We start from the raw sequence: 22,269 nt of genomic DNA, 5'->3' as shown, positions 1-22,269 counted from the left end.
TCACATCGACGAGTAGGCGACGATGCCGCGGCGCACGCCATCGAGCGCGGCCCGTGCCGTTCGTGCGAGTGCGGCATCTTCCGCGACGATGGAGAGCTGATCGAGCAGATCGATCGTTTGCTTGGCCCAGCGCACGAAGTCTCCCGCAGCCATGTCGGCGTCGATCAGGACGCGGTCGAGCATGCCGCCGCGGGCCCAGGAGTGCATCGCCCCGGCCAGCCCTGCCGCCAGCGGCTCACTCCCGGGCAGGTGGTGATCCTGCTCCAGATCGTCGAGCTCGGCCCAGAGCGTCGTCGTCTTCTCGTATGCGGCCCGGAAGGCGCCTCGGGGCAGACCCCGCTCCCCCGAATTCGCCTCGTCACGGCGAGGCTCATAGACGAGGCAGCACGCCATCGCCGCGAGTGAAGGAGCATCCAGCCCCGCCCACAGTCCCTGACGGAGCGACTCCGCGACGAGCAGATCCCGCTCGCCGTAGATGCGACGCATGGTGCGTCCCGCTTCGGTCAGCGCCGTCTCTCCGTCGACTTCGGTGAGGTAGTCGAGCGTCTCCAGTACCTCGACCACGCGGTCGAAGACGCGTGCGACCGTGCCGGTGCGCGTCTCGATCTGACGGCGGATCCGATCGGTCTGGCGCTTGAGCTTCCAATACCGCTCCGCCCACCGCGCGTGAGCTTCGCGATCCGGACAACGATGGCACGGGTGCCGCTGCATCTGCGTGCGCAACGACTGGATTCGCTTCATCCGCTTGTCGCGTGAAGCGCGAGGGGCGTTCGAGTCCTGCCGGTTCTTCTTCTCGAGGTCGCTCAGTTCGCGCCGGATGGCCGCGTACTCGGGGTAGTCCCCGTGCTCACAGGCCATCGCGCTCTGGTAACCGGCCAACGACTCCTCGGCCTCGCGCACCTGGCGTGCGAGCCCGACGACGGCCCGATCTGCTTGGAACTGCGCGAACGACGATTCCAGGATCTGCCGCGCCCTGGGCTTGCCGAACATGTCGATCAGGTTCACGGCCATGTTGTAGGTCGGGCGGAAGCTGGAGTTCAACGGATACGTGCGCCGGGACGCGAGTGCGGCGACCGCCTGCGGATCCATGCCCTCGGTCCACTGCACGACGGCGTGGCCCTCGACGTCGATGCCGCGACGCCCTGCGCGACCGGTGAGCTGGGTGTACTCCCCCGAGGTGATGGCGACGCGGGCCTCGCCGTTGAACTTCTCCATCTTCTCGAGGACGACGGTGCGCGCCGGCATGTTGATGCCGAGGGCGAGCGTCTCGGTGGCGAAGACCACCTTCACGAGCTTGCGCTGATAGAGCTCCTCGACGACCTCCTTGAAAGCGGGCAGCAAGCCCGCGTGGTGCGAGGCGATTCCGCGTTCGAGGTTGTCGAGCCATTCCCAGTAGCCGAGCACACCGAGGTCTTCGTCCTGGAGGGTCCGCGTGCGCTCCTCGACGATGGCGCGGATCTCCGCGCGCTCCTCGTTTGACGTGAGCCTGATACCGGAGCGGCGCACCTGCTGCACCGCGGCATCGCACCCCACGCGGCTGAAGATGAAGAAGATGGCAGGGAGCAGATTCGCGCGTTCGAGCAGACGGACGACGTCGGGCCGATCCATTCGCTCGATGCGGCGCGCGTTGGCAGCACGGACCGGACGTCGTCCTCCGCGCGGCGGACGCTTCGCCTGACGTCCGGCATGGCGGTCGCTGCGGTACGACTGTGCCTGCCGGTTGTTCTCGTATGTCGTGCCCGTCGCGGAGCGGATCCGCATGAGCTCCTGGTTGACCTGCGCGGTGGCCAGACCCGCCCGATCGTCGAACAGCGGCAGCAGGTCGTCACGGACGAGGACGTGCTGTTCGAGCGGCACGGGACGGATCTCGGAGACGATGACCTCGGTATCGCCGCGCACCGTGTCCAGCCAGTCGCCGAACTCCTCCGCGTTCGACACCGTCGCGCTCAACGACACCAGGCGGACGCGGGCGGGGAGGTGGATGATGACCTCTTCCCAGACCGCTCCACGGAATCGGTCAGCGAGGTAGTGCACCTCGTCCATGACCACGTAGCGCAGATCCCTCAGCGCCGCCGAGTCGGCGTAGATCATGTTGCGCAGGACCTCTGTCGTCATGACGACGATCCGCGCATTGCCGTTGATGTTGGTGTCGCCGGTGAGCAGGCCCACCTGATCGGCCCCGTAGACGTCGACCAGCTCGCGGAACTTCTGGTTCGACAGTGCCTTCATCGGCGTCGTGTAGAAGGCCTTGTCGCTCGATGTCTGCATCGCGAGATGGATCGCGAACTCGCCGACGATCGTCTTGCCTGCACCTGTCGGAGCAGCGACCAACACGCTTCGTCCACCCTCGAGTGCATGACAGCCCGCGACCTGGAACGGGTCGAGATCGAACTTCTGCAGCGCCGCGAACGCCGTTGACTGCGGATGCTCCCCCGCTTCCCGCGCGCGAGCGTACTTCTCCGAAGGCGAGCTCATGCCGGATCCGGCAGAAGCCCTGATGCCTCGTCACGCTTGCGCTTGCGCCGGTCGAAGATGAGCGAGAGACCGGCAGCGGCGAAGAACAGCACGATGAGGATGCCGGCCAGCATCAGCATGCTGACGACGTCTGCCGCGGGTGTCGCGAGCGCGGCGAAGACCGTCGCGATGATGATCGCGACGCGCCATCCCTTGAGGATCGCCCGTCCGGACATCACACCTGCGAGGTTGAGGGCGACGAGGAACACCGGGAGCACGAAGGAGATGCCGATCACGATCATCAGCTTGAAGATGAAGTCGTAATACTCCTGCGCCGAGTACAGGTTCGTCGCGCCTGCCGGGGTGAAGCTCCACATCAGCTCGATGATGTGCGGCATGATCATGACGCCGAGGTAGCAGCCGGCGAAGAACAGCGGAACGGCGGCGACCACGAAGCCGACGGTGTACCTGACCTCTTTGCGCGTGAGTCCGGGCATGATGAACGCCCAGATCTGCCACAGCCACACGGGTGCGGACAGGAAGATGCCGATCGAGAACGCGATGCGCATGCGCATGTCGAACGCGGCCGTGACGGTGCCGAAGTTGAGCGCGCTGAAATCGTCTCCGCGCTTCTCGGCGATGATGCGGACCGGTTCGGTGATGAAGTTGATGATCGGATCGGCGATGAGGAAGGCGATCACCATTCCGACGAGCAGGGCGAGCGCAGCGAACATGAGGCGCTTGCGCAGTTCGACGAGATGCGCGCCGAGCGACATCCGTCGATCCCGATCCGCCTTCGGCATCACGGTCGGTTCGATGGCTGCCACGGCCGGTCAGGCGCGGGGCGGGGTCTCAGGGTCGATGCCCGAGTCCTTCACCGTGGTCGGCTCGGCGGCTGCGGAGTCGGTGCGAGCGGCGTCGTCGTCCTTCATGGCCTTCATCTCGCCCTTGAACACGCGAGCCGACTGGCCCATGCTCTTCGCGAGAGCCGGCAACTTGGCCGCACCGAACAGGAGGAGGATCACGGCGAGCACAATCAGCAGGTGCCAGCCTTGCATTCCAGCGAACATGTCAGGTTTCCCGTCGTCGGTGAGCGTTCGATCCAGTCTACAGATCAAACCTCTGCTTCGGGCTGGTGATAGAGCGCGAGTCCCGCAGCAGCCCACTCCCTCGTCGCCGTACGGCCCAGCGCGGGCTCCAGCACCTCCATCGCCCCGCCGAAGCGCGCAGCGAGCCGCTTGATACCCCGCGGGTCCGCGAGGTGCAGCTGCGCTGTGACCGTACCGTCCACCGCGTCGGTGGTTCCGGTGGGCACGAATCCGCCGAGCAGAGGAGCCAGCCTCTCCGGCACCCGCACCGTGACGGTCCGTTCCTCCTCGAGCCCTGCGAAGGCTTCGGGGACGTGATCTCCCTGATGCGTGATCGGGATGTCGGTGAGCGCCGGCGCGCTGACCCGGTCGAGGTGGAAAGTGCGCATGGCCTTGCGCAGATGGCACCACCCCTGGAGGTACCACTGACCGTTGGTGATGAGGATCTGCATCGGATCCACGGTGCGAGTGGTCGGCGCGGCGTCGGGAGCCTGATACGTGAACGCGATCGCGACGCCCTCATGCAGTCCGCGGGCCACCGCCTCGCGCACCTCGTCGACGGCACTGGGGGCGACGACGACATCGGCGGGCGCGTCCGCCGCGCCACGGGACAGCTTGGAGATCAGTCCGGCGACGAGACCCGAGTCCGAGACGGCCGGGACCGCCGCGACCATCTGGAGCCCTGCGAGCAGCGCCGCAGCCTCGCGAGCGGTGAAGCGCGGGACGCGGCGTAGAGCCACATCGTTCGTGATCTCGATCACGTCTTCCAGATCGAGGAGGTCCCAGTTGATGTCGAACATCTCCTGCGGCTGCTGCCAGTACCCCGCTTCTCCGGGGAGACCGATCACGGTGAGCTTCTCCACCATCCCGCGCATCTCCTGCGGCGTGACGGCGAACTCCGCGGCCGCCTCCTCGAGAGAGACCTGTCCGTGCTCCAGGAGATAGGGAACCAGTGTGAGATACAGGCGCACGCGATCGGCGGCGAGCAGGGGCTTCGAGCTCGCGCTCACTTCGTCTCCTCCGCTCCGGAGTGGGCGTTCACGACGGCACGCAGCCGCGAGATCACGGCTTCCCGCAAGGGTGCCGGGTCGACCACTCGTACTTCCGGTCCGTACGAGGCGAGCTCGTCGGCGAGGATGTGCAGGTCGACGAAGGGCACGTTGATGCCCTGCGTGGCCGGCGAGGCGCGTCGTCCCAGCCGCAACGCCGCCTCCGTGCCGGGGGTGACCTCCAGAAGGGCCGAGTTCTCGGCGGCGACGCGCTCCAGCCCGGCGAGTGCGCGATCTCCTGCGCCGTCGCGCAGCACCGGATCGAAGCTCTGGGGAGTCATGCGTACGTCCCCGACGATCCGGCTGAGCAGGAAGGTGCGGTCCTCCTCCACATCGACGTCGATGCCGTAGACATGCCACCGTGCCTCGTAGTCGACCAGAGCCAGCGGCCGGATACGGCGGCGGCGCGGCGCATCCTCTCCGGGCTTCAAGTACTCGAACGTGACCACCCTGCACCGCTCGATCGCATCCTGCAGAGGCGAGAACGCCGCATCGCGCGCGGTGATGCGCGGCGCGAACCCGATGATCGGCTCGTCGCCGTCGATGCCGAGGGCGCGAATCTTGCGGACGCCGGACTGCGCGTCCCCGGAGACCGATTCGGAGCTCCAGACGCTTCCTGCGAGCTGTAGCACCGCGAGCTCGGCCGGCGAGAACTCGATGTCGCTGGGGAGGTCGTACTCCGCCTGCGGGATGCGATAGCGCGCCTCGCGGAGATCGTTCGGATCCGCGGCGTCCCCGATGGTCTCGATGGGCACGCCGAGTGAGCGCAACTCGTCCTTGTCGCGCTCGAACATCTTCTCGAGCGCATCCGACCGGGTACCGGCCTCGGCGCGCTGCCGGTAGCCGGAGACGTTGTCGAGGATCTGCTGCTTGGTCAACCCGATCTCCGTGGCCATCAGCGCCACGACGAGATTCGTCAGACGCTCCTCCGCGGGGATCCGGGCTGCCATCACGGCGTGGGCGCCGTCACTGCGCCCAGGATGTCGACGACGACCGCAGTGGCCGGAGCGTTCTCGGCGGCGGGGAAGACGACGAGGAGCTGGGATCCGACCGTGGCTCCGACGAGCTGTTCGGCAGCCACGCTGACGCTGGCATCGGCACCCCACGAGCTCGTGGTGACCTTCTTGTCGTCCCAACCGACGCCCATGATGTTGGTGACGACGATGTCGTCCTTCTTCACCTTCGGACCGTCGCCCTTGATCAGCGTCTGCGTGGTGATCTCCTTGGGGGCGGGAACGTCGGGGATGATGACGCCCGGCGTGCCGTCGGGAGCGCGCACCACGGTGGGGAGTCCTCGCGCGTCATTGAACTGCAACGCGCCGGATGCCTTCGCCGGCATCACATCGAGCACGTCGATGACCGCCACGATATTCTCCCCCTTTTCGAGTCCGAACGCCTGGACGTTCTGCTCGCCGAAGTCCTCCGGGGTGAGCACGGCGAGGACGCGACTGCCCTCGGTCGCGCACTCCAGCACATCGGACAGACCGGCAGAGCGCTGCGCCCAGTAGTCGATGCTGTGCACGCGGCTCTGGTCGCCGTTGAACTCGGACTGGTAGAGCTTCTCGCCGCTGTCGCCGCCGTAGAAGGCGATATCGAGCACCACGGGCTGGAACTTCGAGCCCAGCGGGAGGCCATCGCCGACCGTCACATCGGCGAAGGCCGTCTTGTCGGACTTGACGGGCCCGAAGACCTCGACGTCGGGCAGCGAACCGAGGTCACCGCTCACGTCGGCGACGTTCAGGATCTTGTCGTCACCACCGCGATCACAGGCGGCGACACCGTCGGATGCGGTCGCGGTGCAGCCCGTCAGGGCGAGGACGGCGAGGCTGAGGGAGGCCAGAACGGCGGACGTTTTACGCACGCGCTCCAGTCTATTCCGTCGCGTGCCCGGAATCGCGCGATGCGGCGGCAAGGCGCGCCCCTTCCGCAGCCTTCTCCGCCTCCCGTGCGCGCTTGCGGAGATTCTTGTCGCTGATCTCGCGGTCGCCCACGGCACCGGGGGTCCACGCCTCCACGTCCTCGTCGCCATAGCTGCTCTTGGATGCCCGTCGCTTCACGGAGGGGGCGACCGCACCCGGCGCGAGCCTGCGCGCGGTGAGCAGGAAGCCGGTGTGCGCGACCATGCGGTGATCAGGCCGCACGGCGAGGCCCTCCACATGCCAGCCGCGAACCATCGTCTCGGAGGCATCGGGTTCGGTGAAGAGACCCGTGGCGCGGATGTACTCTGCCACACGGGAGAGCTGAGTGGCTGTCGCCACGTAGCAGAGCACGACGCCACCGGGGGTCAGCGCATCGGCGACGGCGTCCATGCACTCCCACGGAGCGAGCATGTCGAGCACCACCCGATCGACGGAGGCCGGCGTCACCTCGCGGGGAAGGGACTCCACGAGATCGCCGACCACGACGCGCCAGGTGTCAGGGCGCTCCCCGAAGAACGTCTCCACGTTGCCGCGGGCGACATCGGCGAAGTCCTCGCGGCGTTCGAAGGAGATCAGCGTTCCCGCCGGTCCCACGGCTCGCAGGAGGGAAAGGGAGAGAGCGCCGGAGCCGACACCCGCCTCGACCACGACCGAGCCGGGGAAGATGTCGGCCTGCATCACGATCTGCGCCGCGTCCTTCGGGTACACGATCGCCGCTCCGCGCGGCATCGACATCGCGAAATCGCGCAGCAACGGACGCAGCGCCAGGTAGTCGTGCCCCGAGCTGTTCGCCACGACGGAGCCGTCGGGAAGTCCGATGAGGTCGCGGTGGCGGAGCACGCCCTGATGCGTGTGCAGTTCGCCGTCCTCGCGGAGCGTCACGGTGTGCAGGCGCCCCTTGGGGCCGGTGAGCTGCACGCGGTCGCCGGCGCGGAAGGGGCCACTCGGCCGGTTCGGGCTGGCTTCGGTCATCGGGCGGCTCCTGTCGCGGTTGCGCGGCTGTCGTAGAGATCGGTCAGGTCCACCGCGCCTCGGCCGTCCAGCGTGTCCCACAGCTCGTGAGCGCCGAGGTGGTCGAGAGGCACGATGTGCGGGACTGCGAGGGTGAGCGCGCCCGAGGCGAGGCCCGCTCGCACCCCGGTCGGCGAGTCCTCGATGACGATCACCTCGGCGATGTCGACGTCCAGAAGAGCCGCTGCCTGCAGGTAAGGCTCGGGATGCGGCTTGGGGTTGTCCACGTCGTCGCCCGCGACCACGATGTCGAACGCGTCGAACTCGATCAGGTCGACCACGTTGAGGGCCATGCGGCGCAACGACATCGTCACCAGCCCTGTCGGGATCCCCGCGTCGCGGAGGTCGCGGAGCAGCTCGCGCGCACCGGGGCGGAACGGGACGCCCTGGGTGCGCAGCGACTCCTGCACGACGTCGGTGAGATGCGAGACGATCGCCTCGGCTTCCATGGCGACTCCGGCGTTCTGCAGGATGACCGCGCTGTCGATCAGGCCGCTTCCCACGAGCTGAAGTGCATCCTCATGGGTCCAGGAGCCTCCGAACGACTGGACGAGCGCCGTCTCGGCCGCCATCCAATACGGTTCGGTGTCGACGAGTGTTCCATCCATGTCCCACAGGACCGCGCTGGGCTTTCTGCTCACTGAACCCATGCTAGCCGTGGTGCCGCCCGCATCCCGCCTCCGCGGACTAGCCTGGAAGGATCACGACCGCCATCTCGAAGGGAGCCTCGATGGATGTTCTCGGTCCGCGCATCGTCATCGCCGCCTTCGACGGCTGGAACGATGCGGGTGAAGCAGCGAGCGGCGCCATCGAGGCACTGCGGAGATCTTCGGAGTACGACCTCGTGCATTCCGTCGACCCCGAGCTGTACTTCGACTACCAGTACACGCGCCCATCGACACGCATGGACGCCGAGGGACGACGCCAGCTGACCTGGCCGGAAGCAGGACTGTGGCGGCCGCGCGATCCCGGGCCCGGTCCCGAGATCTGGCTGCTCACCGGCGCCGAGCCCGCGCGCACGTGGCAGGCGTTCGCCTCCGAGTTCATCGACGTCGCGTTGCGTGACGACATCACCGGGCTGGTGACCCTCGGTGCGATGCTCTCCGACGTGCCGCACACCCGACCGATATCGATCTTCGCCTCCAGCCAGAACGAGCAGGTGCGCGAGGCGCACGCCCTGGAACGATCGATGTACGAGGGCCCGGTGGGAATCCTCACGGTGTTCGAGCACTTCGCCGAGAATGCGGGAATCCCCACAGCGAGCCTGTGGGCGAGTGTGCCGCACTACGTCGCTTCGGCGACTCCCTCGCCGAAGGTGACCCTCGCGCTGCTGGACCGGCTCGAGGAACTCACCGGCGTGGATGTCGACCGTCAGGCGCTGCGGACGGAGGCTGCCGCGTGGGAGGCGTCCATCGACGCCGCCGCTTCCGAGGATGAGGACATGGCGGAGTACATCCGCCAGCTCGAGCGCACGCGCGACACGTGGGACTCCCCCGAAGCGTCGGGAGACGCGATCGCGCAGGCCTTCGAGCGCTACCTCCGTCGACGGGACGACGGTCCGGGAGACCGCAAGCGCTGATTCGCGCTCAGGCTGCGATCACGCCGGTGCCGAGCAGTACGAGCAGCACGGTTCCGAGCAGGATGCGGTAGATCACGAACGGCAGGAAGCTGCGCTTCGAGATCCAGTTCATGAAGAACGCGATCACGCCGAGAGCGACGACGAACGCGATGCCGGTCGCGGCGAGGGTGTCGCCGAAGGAGAAGAACGAGGGCTCGTCCCAGCTCTTGAAGACCTGGTAGAAGCCGCTGCCGAACACCGCAGGGATCGCCAGCAGGAACGCATAACGCGCAGCCGCGGCGCGCTCGTAGCCCAGGAACAGGCCCATGGTGATGGTTCCGCCCGAACGGGAGACGCCGGGAATCAGGGCCAGCGCCTGCGCGAAACCGAATGCGATGCCGTGCGGGTAGGTCAGGTCGTCGAGCTTGCGGCGCTTCGCCCCCACGTAATCGGCCACACCGAGCAGGATTCCGAAGACGATCAGCATGACCGCGACGATCCACATCGAGCGCAAGACGGTCTCGATCTGATCCTGGAAGAGCAGCCCGAGCACCACGATCGGGATGCTGCCGATGATGATCAACCAGCCCATCCTCGCGTCCGGATCGTTGCGAGGCGCTTTCCCCACGAGGGAGCGGAACCACTGGGTCACGATGCGTACGATGTCTCGCCAGAAGAACACGACGACTGCGGCCTCGGTGCCGATCTGGGTGATCGCGGTGAACGCCGCGCCCGGGTCCTCACCGGAGGGGAGGAACGTCCCGAGGATGCGCAGGTGTGCGCTGGAGGAGATCGGGAGGAACTCGGTGAGTCCCTGGACGACGCCGAGGATCAGTGCTTCGAGCAGGTGCATGGAGGGCTTTCAGGTCGGAGGAGGCACGGAGCGCGCGGCGCTCAGTACGTGCGCAGCAGATCGGTCAGCACCCGCTGGCCGAAGACAAGCGATTCTACGGGTACTCGCTCGTCGACTCCGTGGAACATGCCTGTGAAGTCGAGGTCGGCCGGGAGCCTGAGAGGTGCGAAGCCGTAGCCCGTGATCCCGAGGTACGCCAACGCCTTGTTGTCGGTACCGGCACCGAGCAGATACGGGATCACCGGAACCCCGGGGTCATGACGACCGATGCTGGCGACCATCGCCTCGACGAGATCCCCTTCGAAGGGCGTCTCCATACCGATGTCACGGACGACCGTCTCGATGACGATCTCGTCTCCGACGATCTGCTGGAGCTCGGCCAGGACCTCGTCCTCGGTGCCGGGGATCACTCGCACGTCGATGAGCGCCTCCGCCCGCTCCGGGATGACGTTGTGCTTGTACCCCGCGGTCAGCGCCGTCGGGTTCGTGGTGGTGCGGAACGAGGAGCGGAGGAAGGCCTCGGCCGGCCCTGCGGCTGCGGCGAGAGCGTCAGGGTCGTCCGCGCTGCGACCTGACAGCGTGCTCAGCCCCTCGAGCAGCGCTCTGGTGGTCGGAGTCAGGCGGATCGGCCACCGGGTGCGTCCGATCGCCGCGACGGCCTCAGCGAGCTTCGTGACCGCGTTGTCGTCGTGCAGGCGGCTGCCGTGTCCCGCTCGCCCCTTCGCCACCAAACGGATCCAGATCAGGGCCTTCTCCCCCACCTGCAGCAGATAGGCGCGGCGGTCGTCGACCGTGATCGAGTAGCCGCCGACCTCGCTGATCGCGGCCGCGGCACCCTCGAACCATTCCGGGCGGTTCTGCACGACGAGCGCCGACCCCTCGACCCCGCCGTTCTCCTCGTCGGCGAAGAACGCGAGAACGAGGTCGCGCTCCGGCTGCTCACCCGCACGCAGGATCTCGGCGACCGAGGTGAGGATCATCGCGTTCATGTTCTTCATGTCCACGGCCCCACGGCCCCAGAGCATCCCGTCCTGCACCAATCCGGCGAACGGGTCGACGCTCCAATCCTCGGCCATGGCCGGGACCACATCGAGGTGCCCGTGCACGACGAGTGCGGGCTTTTCCCTGTCGCGTCCCGCCACTCGTGCCATGACGTTCGTGCGGCGCGGGATCGGCTCGTAGTACTCGACCTCGAGTCCGAGCCCCTCCAGGTAGGCCCCGACATATTCCGCGGCTTCCCGCTCGCCCTTCGCGTTGCCGCCGCCGAAGTTGGAGGTGTCGAAGCGGATCAGGTCGCTCGCGATGCGCACGACCTCCGGGAGGGACGGATCAGTCATGGGTCCAGGCTATCGAAACGTCGCGCCACGCCCGGGCGTGCGCCTCGGTTCGAGAGGCCGCGGAGGACATGGTAATGTCATTCTTCGGTCGGCAACGATCATCCAAAACCTGCGCGGGTGGCGGAATGGTAGACGCGCTACGTTGAGGTCGTAGTGCCCGTAAGGGCGTGGGGGTTCAAGTCCCCCTCCGCGCACAGGAAGAAGAAGGCCCCGGATCCCAGGATCCGGGGCCTTCTTCGCGTTCCGCGATGCGGTTCGTCTTCCGCGATCCGGCGGGGACGCAGCGCCCGCCGGATCGCGGATCGTTCAGGCCGCGCCGACGCCGAACAGCACACCGAGCGCGTAGGTGATCGCGGCAGCCCCGAACCCGATGGCGAGCTGGCGGAGTGCTCGACGAAGGGGCGGGCCCCCGGACAGCACTCCCACCATCGCGCCTGTGCTCAGGAGGGCGATGCCGACGAGCACGAGAGCGACGATGATCGCCGTGGTGCCCTGAAGCCCGAAGATCCACGGGAGCACGGGGATGATCGCCCCGGAGGCGAACAGGAGGAAGCTGGAGATGGCCGCCGTCCAGTCGCTGCCGACGATCTCGTGATCATCGCCGCGCTGGATGTCCACGGGACCGGTCGCCGCCTGACGCACGCCGGCCTGCGCCGCCTTCACGATGCGGCGTGCCCGCGCGAGGGATTCCTCCTGCTCCATGCCGCGGGCACGGTAGACGAGAGCCAGCTCGTTCTCGTCGATGTCGAGATCTCCCGCTGATGCGTGTGCGTCCTCGTTGGCCTCCGTCGCCGCGAGCAGTTCGCGCTGGGAACGTACCGAGACGAACTCGCCTGCTCCCATCGACAGTGCGCCGGCCAGGAGACCGGCGATCCCGCTGAAAAGCACGAAGCCGGAGCTCACGCCCGTCGCGCCGATCCCGAGCACCAGCGCGAGGTTGCTCACCAGGCCGTCGTTGGCGCCGAACACGGCCGCGCGGAACGAACCGGACAACCGCCTGCGACCACGCGCAGCGAGTCCGCGCACGACCTCGTAGTGCACCTTCTCGTCTGCCCTCATGGCCGGAGTGGCGTACTGCTCCGAATCGTAGGGCGACCGTGCCTCAGCGCTCTGTGCGAGGGCGAGCACGAAGATCGATCCGAAACGACCGGCCATCCATCCGAGTAGGCGCGAGCGGACCCCGGCGCGGGGCAGACGCCGCGGTTCCTCACCGAGGAGATCGAGCCAATGCTGCTCATGGCGACGTTCCGCATCGGCGAGGCTCAGCAGGATGTCGCGCTCTTCGCCTTCTCGGCGTGCAGCGAGCTTCTGATAGACGGCGCCCTCGGCGCGCTCCTCGACCAGGTAGCGCGCCCAGCGCCGACGATCGGCGGGGGTCGGGGTGGCGGCAGCGGGGGCTGTCATGGATCCTCCAGAGATGGCGGCGCCCTATGCGTGGGCAACCGTTCAACGCTATCCGCGGATGCTCAGCACGACCTCACCCAGGCGCGGATTGACAGCATTTCGGGGATCCGAAGCGCCGTCCCTGCACGGGCGGGGCGCAGATCATGTCAGGACCGCACGCGCTTCCGAAGAACCTCGATGCGGGATTGCAGCTGCGTCACGGTGGCCTGCGCGACTGCCGGTCCTCCGCAGATGCGGCGGAGCTCCGCATGCACCGCGCCGTGCGGCTCACCCCTCTGGCGCGCGTAGAGGCCGACGAGGCTGTTCAGCAGCTGCCTCTGCTCCTTGAGGGTGCGGTGCAGGGGCGGGGGAAGCGTCGTCGACTCGTCGGGCGGTGTGGAGGCCTCACGTGCCTCCCGCAGGCGTGACTGGCGGGACTGACGTTGCATGAGGAGCTCATGCACGTGCTCCGGCTCGAGGAGACCGGGGAAGCCGATGAACTCCTCCTCCTCCGGGGTCCCCGGTTCGGCCAGCTGACCGAACTCCTGTCCTTCGAAGACCACGCGGTCGAAATGGGCGACGGACGAGAGCGCCTGGTAGCTGAACTCCTGCGTCAGCGCGTCCGAGGTCTCCTCCTCACGGTTCGCACTCTCGAGCAGCGAATCCTCCAGGCCGTCGTCTTCCTTCGACTGCCGGTCGAGCGCATGGTCACGCTGCTTGTCCATCTCGTTCGCAAGCCCCATGAGCACGGGGACCTGCGGAAGGAACACGCTCGCGGCCTCGCCACGACGCCGGGCTCGCACGAACCGGCCGATGGCCTGAGCGAAGAACAGCGGAGTCGAGGACGACGTCGCATAGACCCCCACGGCGAGACGCGGCACGTCGACGCCCTCCGACACCATGCGCACGGCCACCATCCAGCGGGAGTCGTTGGCGCTGAACTTCTCGATCCGCTCCGACGCCGTCGCATCATCCGAGAGCACGACCGTGGCCTGCTGGCCCGTGATGCTGTGCAGGATCTTCGCATACGCGCGCGCGACCGTCTGGTCCGTCGCCAGTACGAGACCGCCGGCATCGGGGACGTGGTGGCGGATCTCCGTGAGCCGTCTGTCCGCGGCCGACAGGACGGCCGGCATCCACTCGCCCTCGGGATCGAGCGCCGTGCGCCACGCCTGCGACGTCACGTCCTTGGTGTTGTCCTGGCCCAAGTGCGTCTCGAGCTCGTCGCCGGTGGTGGTGCGCCAGCGCATCTTGCCGGCGTACATGTGGAAGAGCACGGGCCGGACGACGCCGTCGGCCAGTGCCCGGCCGTAGCCGTAGTTGTAGTCGGTGCGCGAGATGCGGGCGCCGGACTCATCGGGGTGGTACTCCACGAACGGGATGGGCGCCGTGTCGCTACGGAACGGCGTGCCGGACAGCAGCAGGCGCCTCTTCGCCGGCCCGTACGCGTCTCGGATGGCGTCGCCCCAGCTCAGCGCATCGCCGCCGTGGTGAACCTCGTCGAGGATCACCAGGGTCTTGGCGTCCTCCGTGAGATGCCGGTGCACCGAGGACTTCGCGGCGACCTGCGCGTACGTCACGACAGCGCCGTGATAGTGCCGAGCCGGTGCCCAGTCGCTGTTGCGGAAGCGCGGGTCGAGGCGGATGTGCACGCGTGCCGCGGCGTCCGCCCACTGGGTCTTGAGATGCTCGGTCGGTGCGACCACGATGATGCGGTTGACCTCGCCCATGCGCATGAGCTCGACGGCGAGGGTGAGTGCGAACGTGGTCTTGCCTGCGCCGGGTGTGGCGGCGACGAGGAAGTCGCGCTGATCCGCCGCGAAGTACTGTTCGAGGGCCTCCTGCTGCCAGGCACGCAGCTTGTTCGCGGTTCCCCATGGGGCACGCTGAGGAAAGGACGGAGAGAGCATCGAGTCCACGATAATCGCTGCCGGGGACACCGGATCACTCCCCGCGATTCCCGCGCGTGCCCTGCCCCGCACCGAGCCCTGCGGGTAGGCTCGGTCACTGCGTCGCGATCACCGCCGCGTCGCTGATCGTTCGCGAAGGAGAGCTGGATGACCGACCAGGATTCGACTCGGACCCCTTACATCCCGAACGAGACCGCGCACCCGTGGCGCCGATTCGTCGCGGTCGGCGACTCGTTCACCGAGGGCATCGGCGACCCCGATCCGGCGCATCCGGGGAGCCACCGCGGGTGGGCAGACCGCGTCGCCGAGGTGCTCGCCGCGCAGGTCGACGACTTCGCCTACGCGAACCTCGCCGTCCGCGGCAAGCTGATCGCCCAGATCGTCGCCGACCAGATCGAGCCGGCCGTCGCGCTGCGCCCCGATCTGGTCTCCATCTGTGCGGGCGGCAACGATGTGATCCGGCCCGGCACCGACCCGGATGCGATCGCGAGCCAGCTCGACGACGCCGTCGCCCGGCTGTCCTCCACCGGCGCCGCCGTGCTGTTGTTCACGGGCATCGACACCGCCTTCACGCCGGTCTTCCGCGCCTTCCGCGGAAAGGTCGCGATCTACAACGAGAACGTCCGCACCATCGCCGAGCGATACGACTGCATCGTGGCCGACCAGTGGGCGCTCAAGGTCGTGCAGGACATGCGCTTCTTCGACGATGACCGACTGCACTACAACGCGCTCGGCCACCACGAGGTGGCCCGCATGGCGTTGCGTGCCCTGAACGTGCCGAACGATCTCGAGGCCATGCAGCCCGAGCCGTTCCCGCTGCGCACCTGGCGAGAGGCACGCTCGGAAGACCTGGGCTGGGCCAGGGAGCACCTGGTTCCGTGGGTGCTCAGAAGGCTCCGTCACCAGTCATCTGGCGACAACCTCGCTGCGAAGCGTCCGGAGCCCTCCCCCGTCGTCCTTCCCGGGAGGGACTGAGCGTCAGGCCTTCATCGCCCAGAGTGCGACCGCTGCCGCTGATGCCACGTTGAGGGAGTCGACCCCACCGGACATCGGGATCGTGACGACGGTGTCGGCTCCGTCCATGGCCTCGCGCGAGAGTCCGTCGCCTTCCGACCCCATGACCAGCGCGACCCGCGCCGGACGTGCGGCCGCATACGCGTCGAGCGTCACCGCGTCGTCGCGCAGCGCCAGCGCGGCGATGTCGAAGCCGTCGGCGTGGAGATCCGCGATCGCGGACTCCCAGTCCGTGATGCGCGTCCACGGCACCTGGAAGACGGTGCCCATGCTGACTCGGACGCTGCGCCGGTACAGCGGATCGGCCCCGCCCGGAGACACCAGCACCGCGTCGGCGCCGAGACCTGCTGCAGCACGGAAGGCTGCTCCGACGTTGGTGTGATCCCCGATGTTCTCCAGGATCAGCACGAGGGAGGCGCCGTCGATCACCTCGCGGACGGAGGGCAGCTCTGGTCGGTGCATGGAGGCGATGGTGCCGCGGTGCACCGCGAAACCCGTCACCGCCTCCGCCACCTCGTCCGGAACGACGTACACCGGCACGTCGAGGTCACCGACGATGGCACGGATGTCGTCCACCCTGCGCTCCTGCACCAGGACGGAGCGGGGACGGTGACCGGAGGCGACCGCGCGCGCGATCACCTTCGTCGATTCCGCGATGTAGAGACCACCGGACGGCTCCGACAGTGCTCGTAGGGCGGTATCGGTGAGGCCGCGGTAGTCGTCGAGACGTCGGTCGGCGGCGTCGGTCACAGGCAGGAGATCCACGATGTCCACTCTGCCACCGTCAGGACACGGCGCAGCACCGGTCGCTGGGACGTCGGCGGCTCTCGTGGAGGCCCTGGTCGGCCTCGGCACCGTAGACTCGCTCGAGGAGGTCTTGTGAGCGTGTCCATTCCCGCCGAGCTGTCGGCCACCATCGCCCACGCCGCCGAGCTGCTGCGCGAGAAGCGCATCGCACTCCTCACCGGCGCCGGCATCTCCACCGATTCCGGCATCCCCGCCTACCGTGGCGAAGGCGCGAGGACGCGCAGCGATCCGATGACGATCCAGACCTATCTGGGTGACGAGGCGGCGCGTCGGCGCTATTGGGTCGGCGGGCACCTGGGCTGGCGCGCTTTCGCGAGAGCCGAGCCGAACGCGGGACACATCGCCCTGGCGCAACTCGAAGCATCGGGGAACGTGTCCGGCGTGATCACCCAGAACGTCGACGGACTGCATCTGCGGGCGGGGAGCTCGCACGTCATCGAGGTCCACGGGACCATGCGTCGCGTGCTGTGTCTGCAGTGCGGTCAGGTCTTCGATCGCCGCGACGTCGCCGTGCAGATCGAGGAGCTCAACCCCTGGATCACCGTGCCGGAGAACGTCGCTCTCGCCCCCGACGGCGACGTGCTCCCGGAGAGCACGGAAGGCTTCGTCATCCCCGTGTGCACCGTCTGCGCGGGCATGCTCAAGCCTGACGTGGTGTTCTTCGGCGAGTACGTGCCACAGGATCGCTTCCGCGCAGCGGAGTCGCTGCTGCGTTCGAGCTCCGCCCTGATCGTCGCGGGCTCCTCCCTCGTGGTCAACTCCGGTGTCCGCCTCGTCGAGCGTGCGCGGCGACGTAACATCCCCCTGATCATCGTCAACCGTGAGTCGACGCGCGCGGATGCCTGGGCGCATGTGACCATCGCCGCGGGCACCAGCGACGTGCTCCCCGCCCTCCAGGAACTCCTCTCGTGACCCACCTCACCCTCGTCCGCCACGGTCAGACCGACTGGAACCTCGCGCGGCGCATCCAGGGCTCCACCGACATCCCCCTGAACGAGAAGGGACGCGAAGACGCGCGATGGGCCGCGGAGAAGCTCGCGGCAGGAACCCATCACGCCGTGTACACGAGCCCGTTGCTGCGCGCCAAGGAGACCGCGGAGATCATCGCGGAGCGCCTGGGGCTGGAAGTCGCCGGCGTCGTCCCCGACATCCGCGAGCGCGAGTTCGGCGATGGTGAGGGCATGCTCGTGCCCGACTACATCGCGACGTATGGCGACTGGCACGCGGAGGTTCCTGGTGCGGAGTCGCTGCACGAGGTGGGAGAACGCGCGATCGAAGCACTGCACACGATCGCTCGCGAGGCGCGGCGTCGGTCCTCCCCGCGTGCGGAGTCGGTCATCGTCGTCGCTCATGGTGGCGTGATCCGCGCCGTGATCGACCACGTCTCCGGCGGCACTCTCCCGCGCGACGGCGAGGTGCTGCAGAACGGCTCGGCGCACCGGTTCGTCGCCGCACCGGGCTATCTCCGTCTGCTGGAGGAGACGCCCGTCCTCTGATCAGACGGCGCGGGACACGACCGAACGCGCGTGATGGAGGACCGGCTCGTCGATCATCCGTCCATCGAACCGGAACACGCCGCGCTGCGACTCGGCCGCAGTGAGCACGGCGCGCGCCCAGGTGAGCAGCGCGTCGTCCGGACGGTACGCCGCACGGATCGTCGCCACCTGGTTTGGATGGATGCAGGCCGTCGCACGGAATCCCGAAGCGGCGGCGTCGATCGCCTCCTCCTCGAGTCCAGTGAGGTCATCGATGTCGATGTGCACGGCGTCGATGGCTGCTTTGCCGTGCGCACCGGCTTCGAGGAGGACACGCGCTCTGGCGTACCTGGCGATGTCGCGATACGCGCCGTCCGCGTTGCGCGAAGACGTGCCTCCCAGGGAGGCGACGAGATCCTCGGCCCCCCACATCAACGCGGACACCTGCGGGTGTGCGGCGATGCGGTCGGCTGCCTGGACGCCGCGGGCGGTCTCGCACAGGGCGATCAGCGAGTACCTCTCATCGAACGCCGACAAGCTGTCCGCACGCTCGGTCTTCGCCACCATCACGGTGCGGAAGTCGGTCTGAGCCAGCGCCGCGAGGTCTGCGGCGAAGGCCTCGGTGTCGGGGGCGTTGACGCGCACGACCACTCGAGAGGGGTCGACATCGGCGGCGATCACGTTCCTGCGCGCTTCGTCCTTCGCCTCCGGGAGCACCGCGTCCTCGAGGTCGAGGATGATCGCATCAGCCCGCTCCGCGGCTTTCCGGAAGCGCTCCGGCCGGTCGGCAGGGCAGAACAACAGCGCCGGACCGAGGTCGAACGTCATGCGGGGGATCCTTCCGGACGGCAGTGGACGAGCACCGAGCGGACGGCCGTGGCGACGACGGTACCGTCCTGGTTCCGGCCGGTGTGGGCGATCTTCACGATCCCCTGCCCCGGCCGGGAGGAGGAGAGCCGCTTCTCGACGACCGTGCTCTCGGTGTAGAGGGTGTCTCCCGCGAACAGCGGATGCGGGAACGCGACATCGCCGAAGCCGAGCTGTGCGACGAGGGTCCCCTGCGTCAGCTGCGCGACGGACGAACCCACCATGGTGGACAGAGTCCACATCGAGTTCATCAGTCGCGCGCGGAACGGCTCCTGACCGTCGGCGAAAGCCGCATCGAGGTGCAGGGCCTGCGTGTTCATGGTGAGGGTGGTGAACAGCACGTTGTCGGCTTCGGTCGCAGTTCGTCCTGGGCGGTGCAGGTAGCGGGCGTCGGTCTCGAACTCCTCGTAGTACAGACCCCTCTGGACGACGTCGTGCGTGCTCATACCGCCACGCTACCCGGCGAGTCCGAGACCGCGGGCGATGACCAGCAGCTGCACCTCGGTCGTGCCCTCGCCGATCTCGAGGATCTTGGAGTCGCGGTAGTGCCGTGCCACGGAGAACTCGTTCATGAAGCCGTTGCCGCCGAAGATCTGCGTCGCGTCTCTCGCGTTGTCCATCGCCGCCTCGCCCGCGACCAGCTTGGCGATGGCCGCGGCTTCGGCGAACGGCTTGCCCGCGTCTCGGAGTCGTGCCGCGTGATGCCAGGCGAGGCGTGCCGTGTGCACCCGTGCGCGCATGCGGGCCAGAGTGAACTGCGCGTTCTGCCGCGTGCTCAGGGCGGCCCCGAAGATCGTGCGGCTCTTGGCGTACTCGACAGCGGCCTCCAGGCATCCTTCGGCGGCGCCGGTCGAGAGGGCCGCGATCGCGATGCGTCCTTCGTCGAGGATGCTGAGGAAGCTGCGGAAGCCGCTCCCCCGCGAACCCAACAGGTTGGAGGCGGGAACCCGCGCGCCGTCGAAGGTGAGGGGATGTGTGTCCGACGCGTTCCACCCGACCTTGTCGTACGGCGCTTCGACCGTGAACCCCGGTGTCCCGTTCGGCACGATGATGGTGGAGATCTCCTTGCGCCCATCCTCGTTCCCGGTCACCGCCGTGACCGTGACGAACCGCGTGATGGGGGTCCCGGAGTTCGTGATGAACTGCTTCGAGCCGTCGATCACCCACTCGTCGCCGTCGAGGCGCGCCGTGGTCCTGGTCGCACCGGCATCGCTGCCGGCCTCCGGCTCCGTGAGGCCGAAGCCCGCCAGGGCTCGCCCGGCGAGCAGGTCCGGCAGCAGCTCCTGGCGCTGCTCCTCCGAGCCGAAGCGGTAGATCGGCATCGCGCCGAGGCTGACCCCTGCTTCGAGCGTGATCGCGATGGACTGGTCGACGCGCGCGAGCGCCTCGATCGCGATGCCGAGTGCCATGTAGTCGCCGCCCTGTCCGCCGTACTCCTCGGGGAACGGTAGACCGAACAATCCGAGATCGCCCATCTGGCGAACGACGTCCATCGACAGCGTGTGCGTGCGATCGGCCTCGTAGGCCTGCGGTGCGACGACCGTGTCGGCGAATTCGCGCACCATGGCGGCGAGCTCGCGCTCCTCGTCGGTCAGCTCTTCCATGTTCAGCTCTCCTCCGTCGTCACGCGGGCGACCGGCTGGTCACGCCGCACCTGGTCGCCGACCGCGACCAGCAGATGCACCACACCGTCATGCGGTGCCAGTACCGGGTGCTCCATCTTCATCGCCTCGATCGAGACGAGGGCTTCTCCCGCGGACACCGTGTCGCCGTCGGTCACGTGCACCGCCACGACGCTGCCCGGCATGGGGGCACGGCCCTCCGGCTCGGTCGCCGCAGCTCCCGCGTCGCGTGCGGACAACCGGCGCTGCATCCGCTGTCGCCTGTCGAGAGGGCGCAGGCGTATCGTGCGACCTTCCTCCGCGACCCAGACCGCTCCCTCGGCATCGACTGCGGCCAGCACGCCCGCTCTGGAGGGGGAAGGAGACGCTTCATCGAGCTCGACCTCGTCGCCGTCGTCCGTGAGCGCGACGAACGGGGCATACGGCGCGTCCTGGGTCCCCAGGCGCCACCCGGGCAGCTCACGCCACAGCGGGCTGGTGCGCACCGATGCGGGGGGATCCGAAACGGCGTCCCGCGCCGCAGCCAACTGAGACGCCGAAGGCTTCACCGTCTCGAGGGGAAGCAGGGACTCGATGAGACCGGTGTCGAGATCGCCTTCGATGACCCGCGCGTCCTGGCACAGCATCCGCAGGAACGCGATGTTGGTCTCGACGCCCAGCACGACGGTGCTCGCGAGTGCTCGGTCCAGTCGTGCCAGTGCCGTGGCGCGGTCATCGGCGAAGGCGATCACCTTCGCGATCATCGGGTCGTAGAATCCGGTGACCTCGCTGCCGCTCTCGATGGCCGCATCCACGCGGACACCCGGCGGTGGGTCGAAGAGGAGCACCGTCCCCGTGGACGGAAGGAAGCCGCGCTCAGGGGCCTCCGCGTACACCCGAGCCTCGACCGCGTGGCCGCGCAGGTGAGGTGTGACGTCCAGGGGAAGACCCGCTGCCGCGCGGAGCTGAAGCGCGACGAGGTCGAGTCCGGTGACCTCCTCGGTGACGGGGTGCTCCACCTGGAGCCGCGTGTTCATCTCGATGAAGAAGACCTCGTCCGGCGCGTCGGCATCCACGAGGAACTCGACCGTGCCGGCCCCCACGTAGGAGACGCTCTCGGCGGCGAGCACCGCGGCGGAGAGCAGGCGCTCGCGCGTGTCGGCCGGGATCCCCGCCGACGGGGCCTCCTCGATGACCTTCTGATGCCGGCGCTGCAACGTGCACTCGCGTTCGCCGAGGGCGATGACGGTTCCGTGCACGTCGCCGAAGACCTGTACCTCGATGTGCCGTGGTCGTCTGATCAGCCGCTCGAGGATGAGCGCGTCGTCTCCGAAAGCGGCGGACGCGACCCGGCGGGCGGAGGCGAGAGCGCCGCGGAGCCCCGCCGCGTCGGCGACGACCTCCATGCCCTTTCCCCCTCCCCCTGCGCTGGGCTTGACCAGCAGCGGATATCCGACGGTCTCGGCCTCTTCGGCGATCTCGGTGTCGGACAGTCCCTTGGCATCGAAGCCGGGGACGACGGGGACCCCGTACCGCAGCACATGATCGCGGGCGCGGGCCTTGTCTCCCATGATCTGCAGGGCGTCGACGGAGGGACCGATGAAGACGACCCCGCTCTCCTCGCAGGCCTCGGCGAGTCCGACGCTCTCGGAGAGGAACCCGTAGCCGGGGTGGATGGCCTGCGCACCGGTGGCGCGCGCCGCGGCGATGACGGCGTCGATGTCGAGGTAGGAGTCGGCAGCGGGCGCTGGCCCGATCCGCACGGCCAGATCGGCCTCGCGGACATGAGGGCTCGTCGCATCGGCGTCGCTGTAGACGGCGACGCTGCGGATGCCGAGCGCCCGCAGCGTGCGGATCACCCTGCGGGCGATCTCCCCGCGGTTGGCGACGAGGACGGTGTCGAAAAGGACGTCGGACGACGTCGGTGTCGGATTCATGGACAA

21 protein-coding genes and 1 tRNA gene are annotated in these 22,269 nt (G+C 68.2%); 5 read left to right on the top strand and 17 right to left on the bottom strand.

Annotation, left to right across the window (positions count from 1 at the left end):
- From ILP86_RS09220 to ILP86_RS09185, 8 genes are read right to left on the bottom strand one after another with little or no spacing between them, the layout of a single operon-like run.
- On the bottom strand, positions 1-2,475 hold the full coding sequence (locus ILP86_RS09220; RefSeq protein WP_058631173.1) for an RNA helicase: 2,475 nt from the start codon (positions 2,473-2,475) through the stop codon (positions 1-3).
- Positions 2,472-3,230 (bottom strand): twin-arginine translocase subunit TatC, encoded by a 759-nt coding sequence (gene tatC / locus ILP86_RS09215; protein ID WP_045265395.1) that lies wholly within the window; start codon positions 3,228-3,230, stop codon positions 2,472-2,474. The genes ILP86_RS09220 and tatC overlap by 4 nt, the downstream gene beginning before the upstream one ends.
- A gap of 57 nt (positions 3,231-3,287) precedes the next feature.
- Positions 3,288-3,524, bottom strand: a complete 237-nt coding sequence (tatA, locus tag ILP86_RS09210; RefSeq protein ID WP_021200561.1) for a Sec-independent protein translocase subunit TatA — start codon at positions 3,522-3,524, stop codon at positions 3,288-3,290.
- A gap of 44 nt (positions 3,525-3,568) precedes the next feature.
- Positions 3,569-4,552, bottom strand: coding sequence for a YafY family protein (locus ILP86_RS09205; protein WP_058631172.1), 984 nt, complete (start codon positions 4,550-4,552; stop codon positions 3,569-3,571).
- On the bottom strand, positions 4,549-5,541 hold the full coding sequence (locus ILP86_RS09200; RefSeq protein ID WP_058631171.1) for a YafY family protein: 993 nt from the start codon (positions 5,539-5,541) through the stop codon (positions 4,549-4,551). The genes ILP86_RS09205 and ILP86_RS09200 overlap by 4 nt, the downstream gene beginning before the upstream one ends.
- On the bottom strand, positions 5,541-6,452 hold the full coding sequence (locus ILP86_RS09195) for a hypothetical protein (RefSeq protein ID WP_113681953.1): 912 nt from the start codon (positions 6,450-6,452) through the stop codon (positions 5,541-5,543). The genes ILP86_RS09200 and ILP86_RS09195 overlap by 1 nt, the downstream gene beginning before the upstream one ends.
- A 10-nt stretch (positions 6,453-6,462) precedes the next feature.
- On the bottom strand, positions 6,463-7,482 hold the full coding sequence (locus tag ILP86_RS09190; protein ID WP_058631169.1) for a tRNA (adenine-N1)-methyltransferase: 1,020 nt from the start codon (positions 7,480-7,482) through the stop codon (positions 6,463-6,465).
- A complete protein-coding gene (locus ILP86_RS09185; RefSeq protein WP_371861856.1) occupies positions 7,479-8,171 on the bottom strand; it encodes an HAD family phosphatase in 693 nt (230 codons plus the stop codon). The genes ILP86_RS09190 and ILP86_RS09185 overlap by 4 nt, the downstream gene beginning before the upstream one ends.
- Before the next feature lie 80 nt (positions 8,172-8,251).
- On the opposite strand from ILP86_RS09185, the gene ILP86_RS09180 reads away from it, so the two are divergent.
- The gene (locus ILP86_RS09180) at positions 8,252-9,100 is read left to right on the top strand and encodes a PAC2 family protein (RefSeq protein WP_046747004.1); all 849 of its coding nucleotides are present in this window, start codon (positions 8,252-8,254) and stop codon (positions 9,098-9,100) included.
- Positions 9,101-9,107: 7 nt separating this feature from the next.
- On the opposite strand, the gene ILP86_RS09175 is transcribed toward ILP86_RS09180, so the two are convergent.
- Positions 9,108-9,932: an undecaprenyl-diphosphate phosphatase gene (locus tag ILP86_RS09175; RefSeq protein WP_017830635.1), complete on the bottom strand. Its 825-nt coding sequence runs from the start codon at positions 9,930-9,932 to the stop codon at positions 9,108-9,110.
- Between the two features lie 41 nt (positions 9,933-9,973).
- Complete coding sequence (locus tag ILP86_RS09170) at positions 9,974-11,269, bottom strand: M20/M25/M40 family metallo-hydrolase (protein WP_193761807.1); 1,296 nt, start codon at positions 11,267-11,269, stop codon at positions 9,974-9,976.
- A 111-nt stretch (positions 11,270-11,380) separates the two neighbouring features.
- Here ILP86_RS09170 and ILP86_RS09165 point away from each other — a divergent pair.
- Positions 11,381-11,463: transfer RNA gene (locus tag ILP86_RS09165), tRNA-Leu, on the top strand.
- A gap of 112 nt (positions 11,464-11,575) precedes the next feature.
- Here the strand turns inward: ILP86_RS09165 and ILP86_RS09160 are convergent.
- Together ILP86_RS09160 and ILP86_RS09155 are read right to left on the bottom strand one after the other, a co-directional pair.
- Complete coding sequence (locus ILP86_RS09160; RefSeq protein WP_058631167.1) at positions 11,576-12,673, bottom strand: VIT1/CCC1 family protein; 1,098 nt, start codon at positions 12,671-12,673, stop codon at positions 11,576-11,578.
- A 146-nt stretch (positions 12,674-12,819) separates the two neighbouring features.
- A complete protein-coding gene (locus ILP86_RS09155; protein WP_193761806.1) occupies positions 12,820-14,562 on the bottom strand; it encodes a DEAD/DEAH box helicase in 1,743 nt (580 codons plus the stop codon).
- A gap of 147 nt (positions 14,563-14,709) precedes the next feature.
- Between ILP86_RS09155 and ILP86_RS09150 the strand changes: the two genes are divergently transcribed.
- Complete coding sequence (locus ILP86_RS09150) at positions 14,710-15,537, top strand: SGNH/GDSL hydrolase family protein (protein ID WP_058631166.1); 828 nt, start codon at positions 14,710-14,712, stop codon at positions 15,535-15,537.
- 3 nt (positions 15,538-15,540) lie between these two features.
- On the opposite strand, the gene ILP86_RS09145 is transcribed toward ILP86_RS09150, so the two are convergent.
- Positions 15,541-16,341 (bottom strand): RNA methyltransferase, encoded by an 801-nt coding sequence (locus ILP86_RS09145; RefSeq protein ID WP_193761805.1) that lies wholly within the window; start codon positions 16,339-16,341, stop codon positions 15,541-15,543.
- A 120-nt stretch (positions 16,342-16,461) separates the two neighbouring features.
- Between ILP86_RS09145 and ILP86_RS09140 the strand changes: the two genes are divergently transcribed.
- Both ILP86_RS09140 and ILP86_RS09135 read left to right on the top strand, forming a co-directional pair.
- Complete coding sequence (locus ILP86_RS09140; protein WP_308431926.1) at positions 16,462-17,295, top strand: Sir2 family NAD-dependent protein deacetylase; 834 nt, start codon at positions 16,462-16,464, stop codon at positions 17,293-17,295.
- Positions 17,292-17,879, top strand: a complete 588-nt coding sequence (locus ILP86_RS09135) for a histidine phosphatase family protein (RefSeq protein ID WP_046747010.1) — start codon at positions 17,292-17,294, stop codon at positions 17,877-17,879. Before ILP86_RS09140 ends, ILP86_RS09135 begins: the two co-directional genes overlap by 4 nt.
- On the opposite strand, the gene ILP86_RS09130 is transcribed toward ILP86_RS09135, so the two are convergent.
- From ILP86_RS09130 to ILP86_RS09115, 4 genes are read right to left on the bottom strand one after another with little or no spacing between them, the layout of a single operon-like run.
- On the bottom strand, positions 17,880-18,686 hold the full coding sequence (locus ILP86_RS09130) for a CoA ester lyase (protein ID WP_193761803.1): 807 nt from the start codon (positions 18,684-18,686) through the stop codon (positions 17,880-17,882).
- Positions 18,683-19,171, bottom strand: coding sequence for a MaoC family dehydratase (locus ILP86_RS09125; RefSeq protein ID WP_061015221.1), 489 nt, complete (start codon positions 19,169-19,171; stop codon positions 18,683-18,685). The genes ILP86_RS09130 and ILP86_RS09125 overlap by 4 nt, the downstream gene beginning before the upstream one ends.
- Before the next feature lie 9 nt (positions 19,172-19,180).
- Entirely contained in the window at positions 19,181-20,329 is a 1,149-nt protein-coding gene (locus ILP86_RS09120) for an acyl-CoA dehydrogenase family protein (RefSeq protein WP_193761802.1), read from the bottom strand.
- Between the two features lie 2 nt (positions 20,330-20,331).
- Positions 20,332-22,263: a biotin carboxylase N-terminal domain-containing protein gene (locus ILP86_RS09115; protein WP_193761801.1), complete on the bottom strand. Its 1,932-nt coding sequence runs from the start codon at positions 22,261-22,263 to the stop codon at positions 20,332-20,334.
- Between the last annotated feature and the right edge of the window lie 6 nt (positions 22,264-22,269).

This window comes from Microbacterium sp. R1, assembly GCF_015159725.1.
In the GTDB taxonomy this organism is placed as follows: domain Bacteria; phylum Actinomycetota; class Actinomycetes; order Actinomycetales; family Microbacteriaceae; genus Microbacterium; species Microbacterium oxydans.
This window is presented reverse-complemented; position numbering and strand designations above follow the sequence as displayed.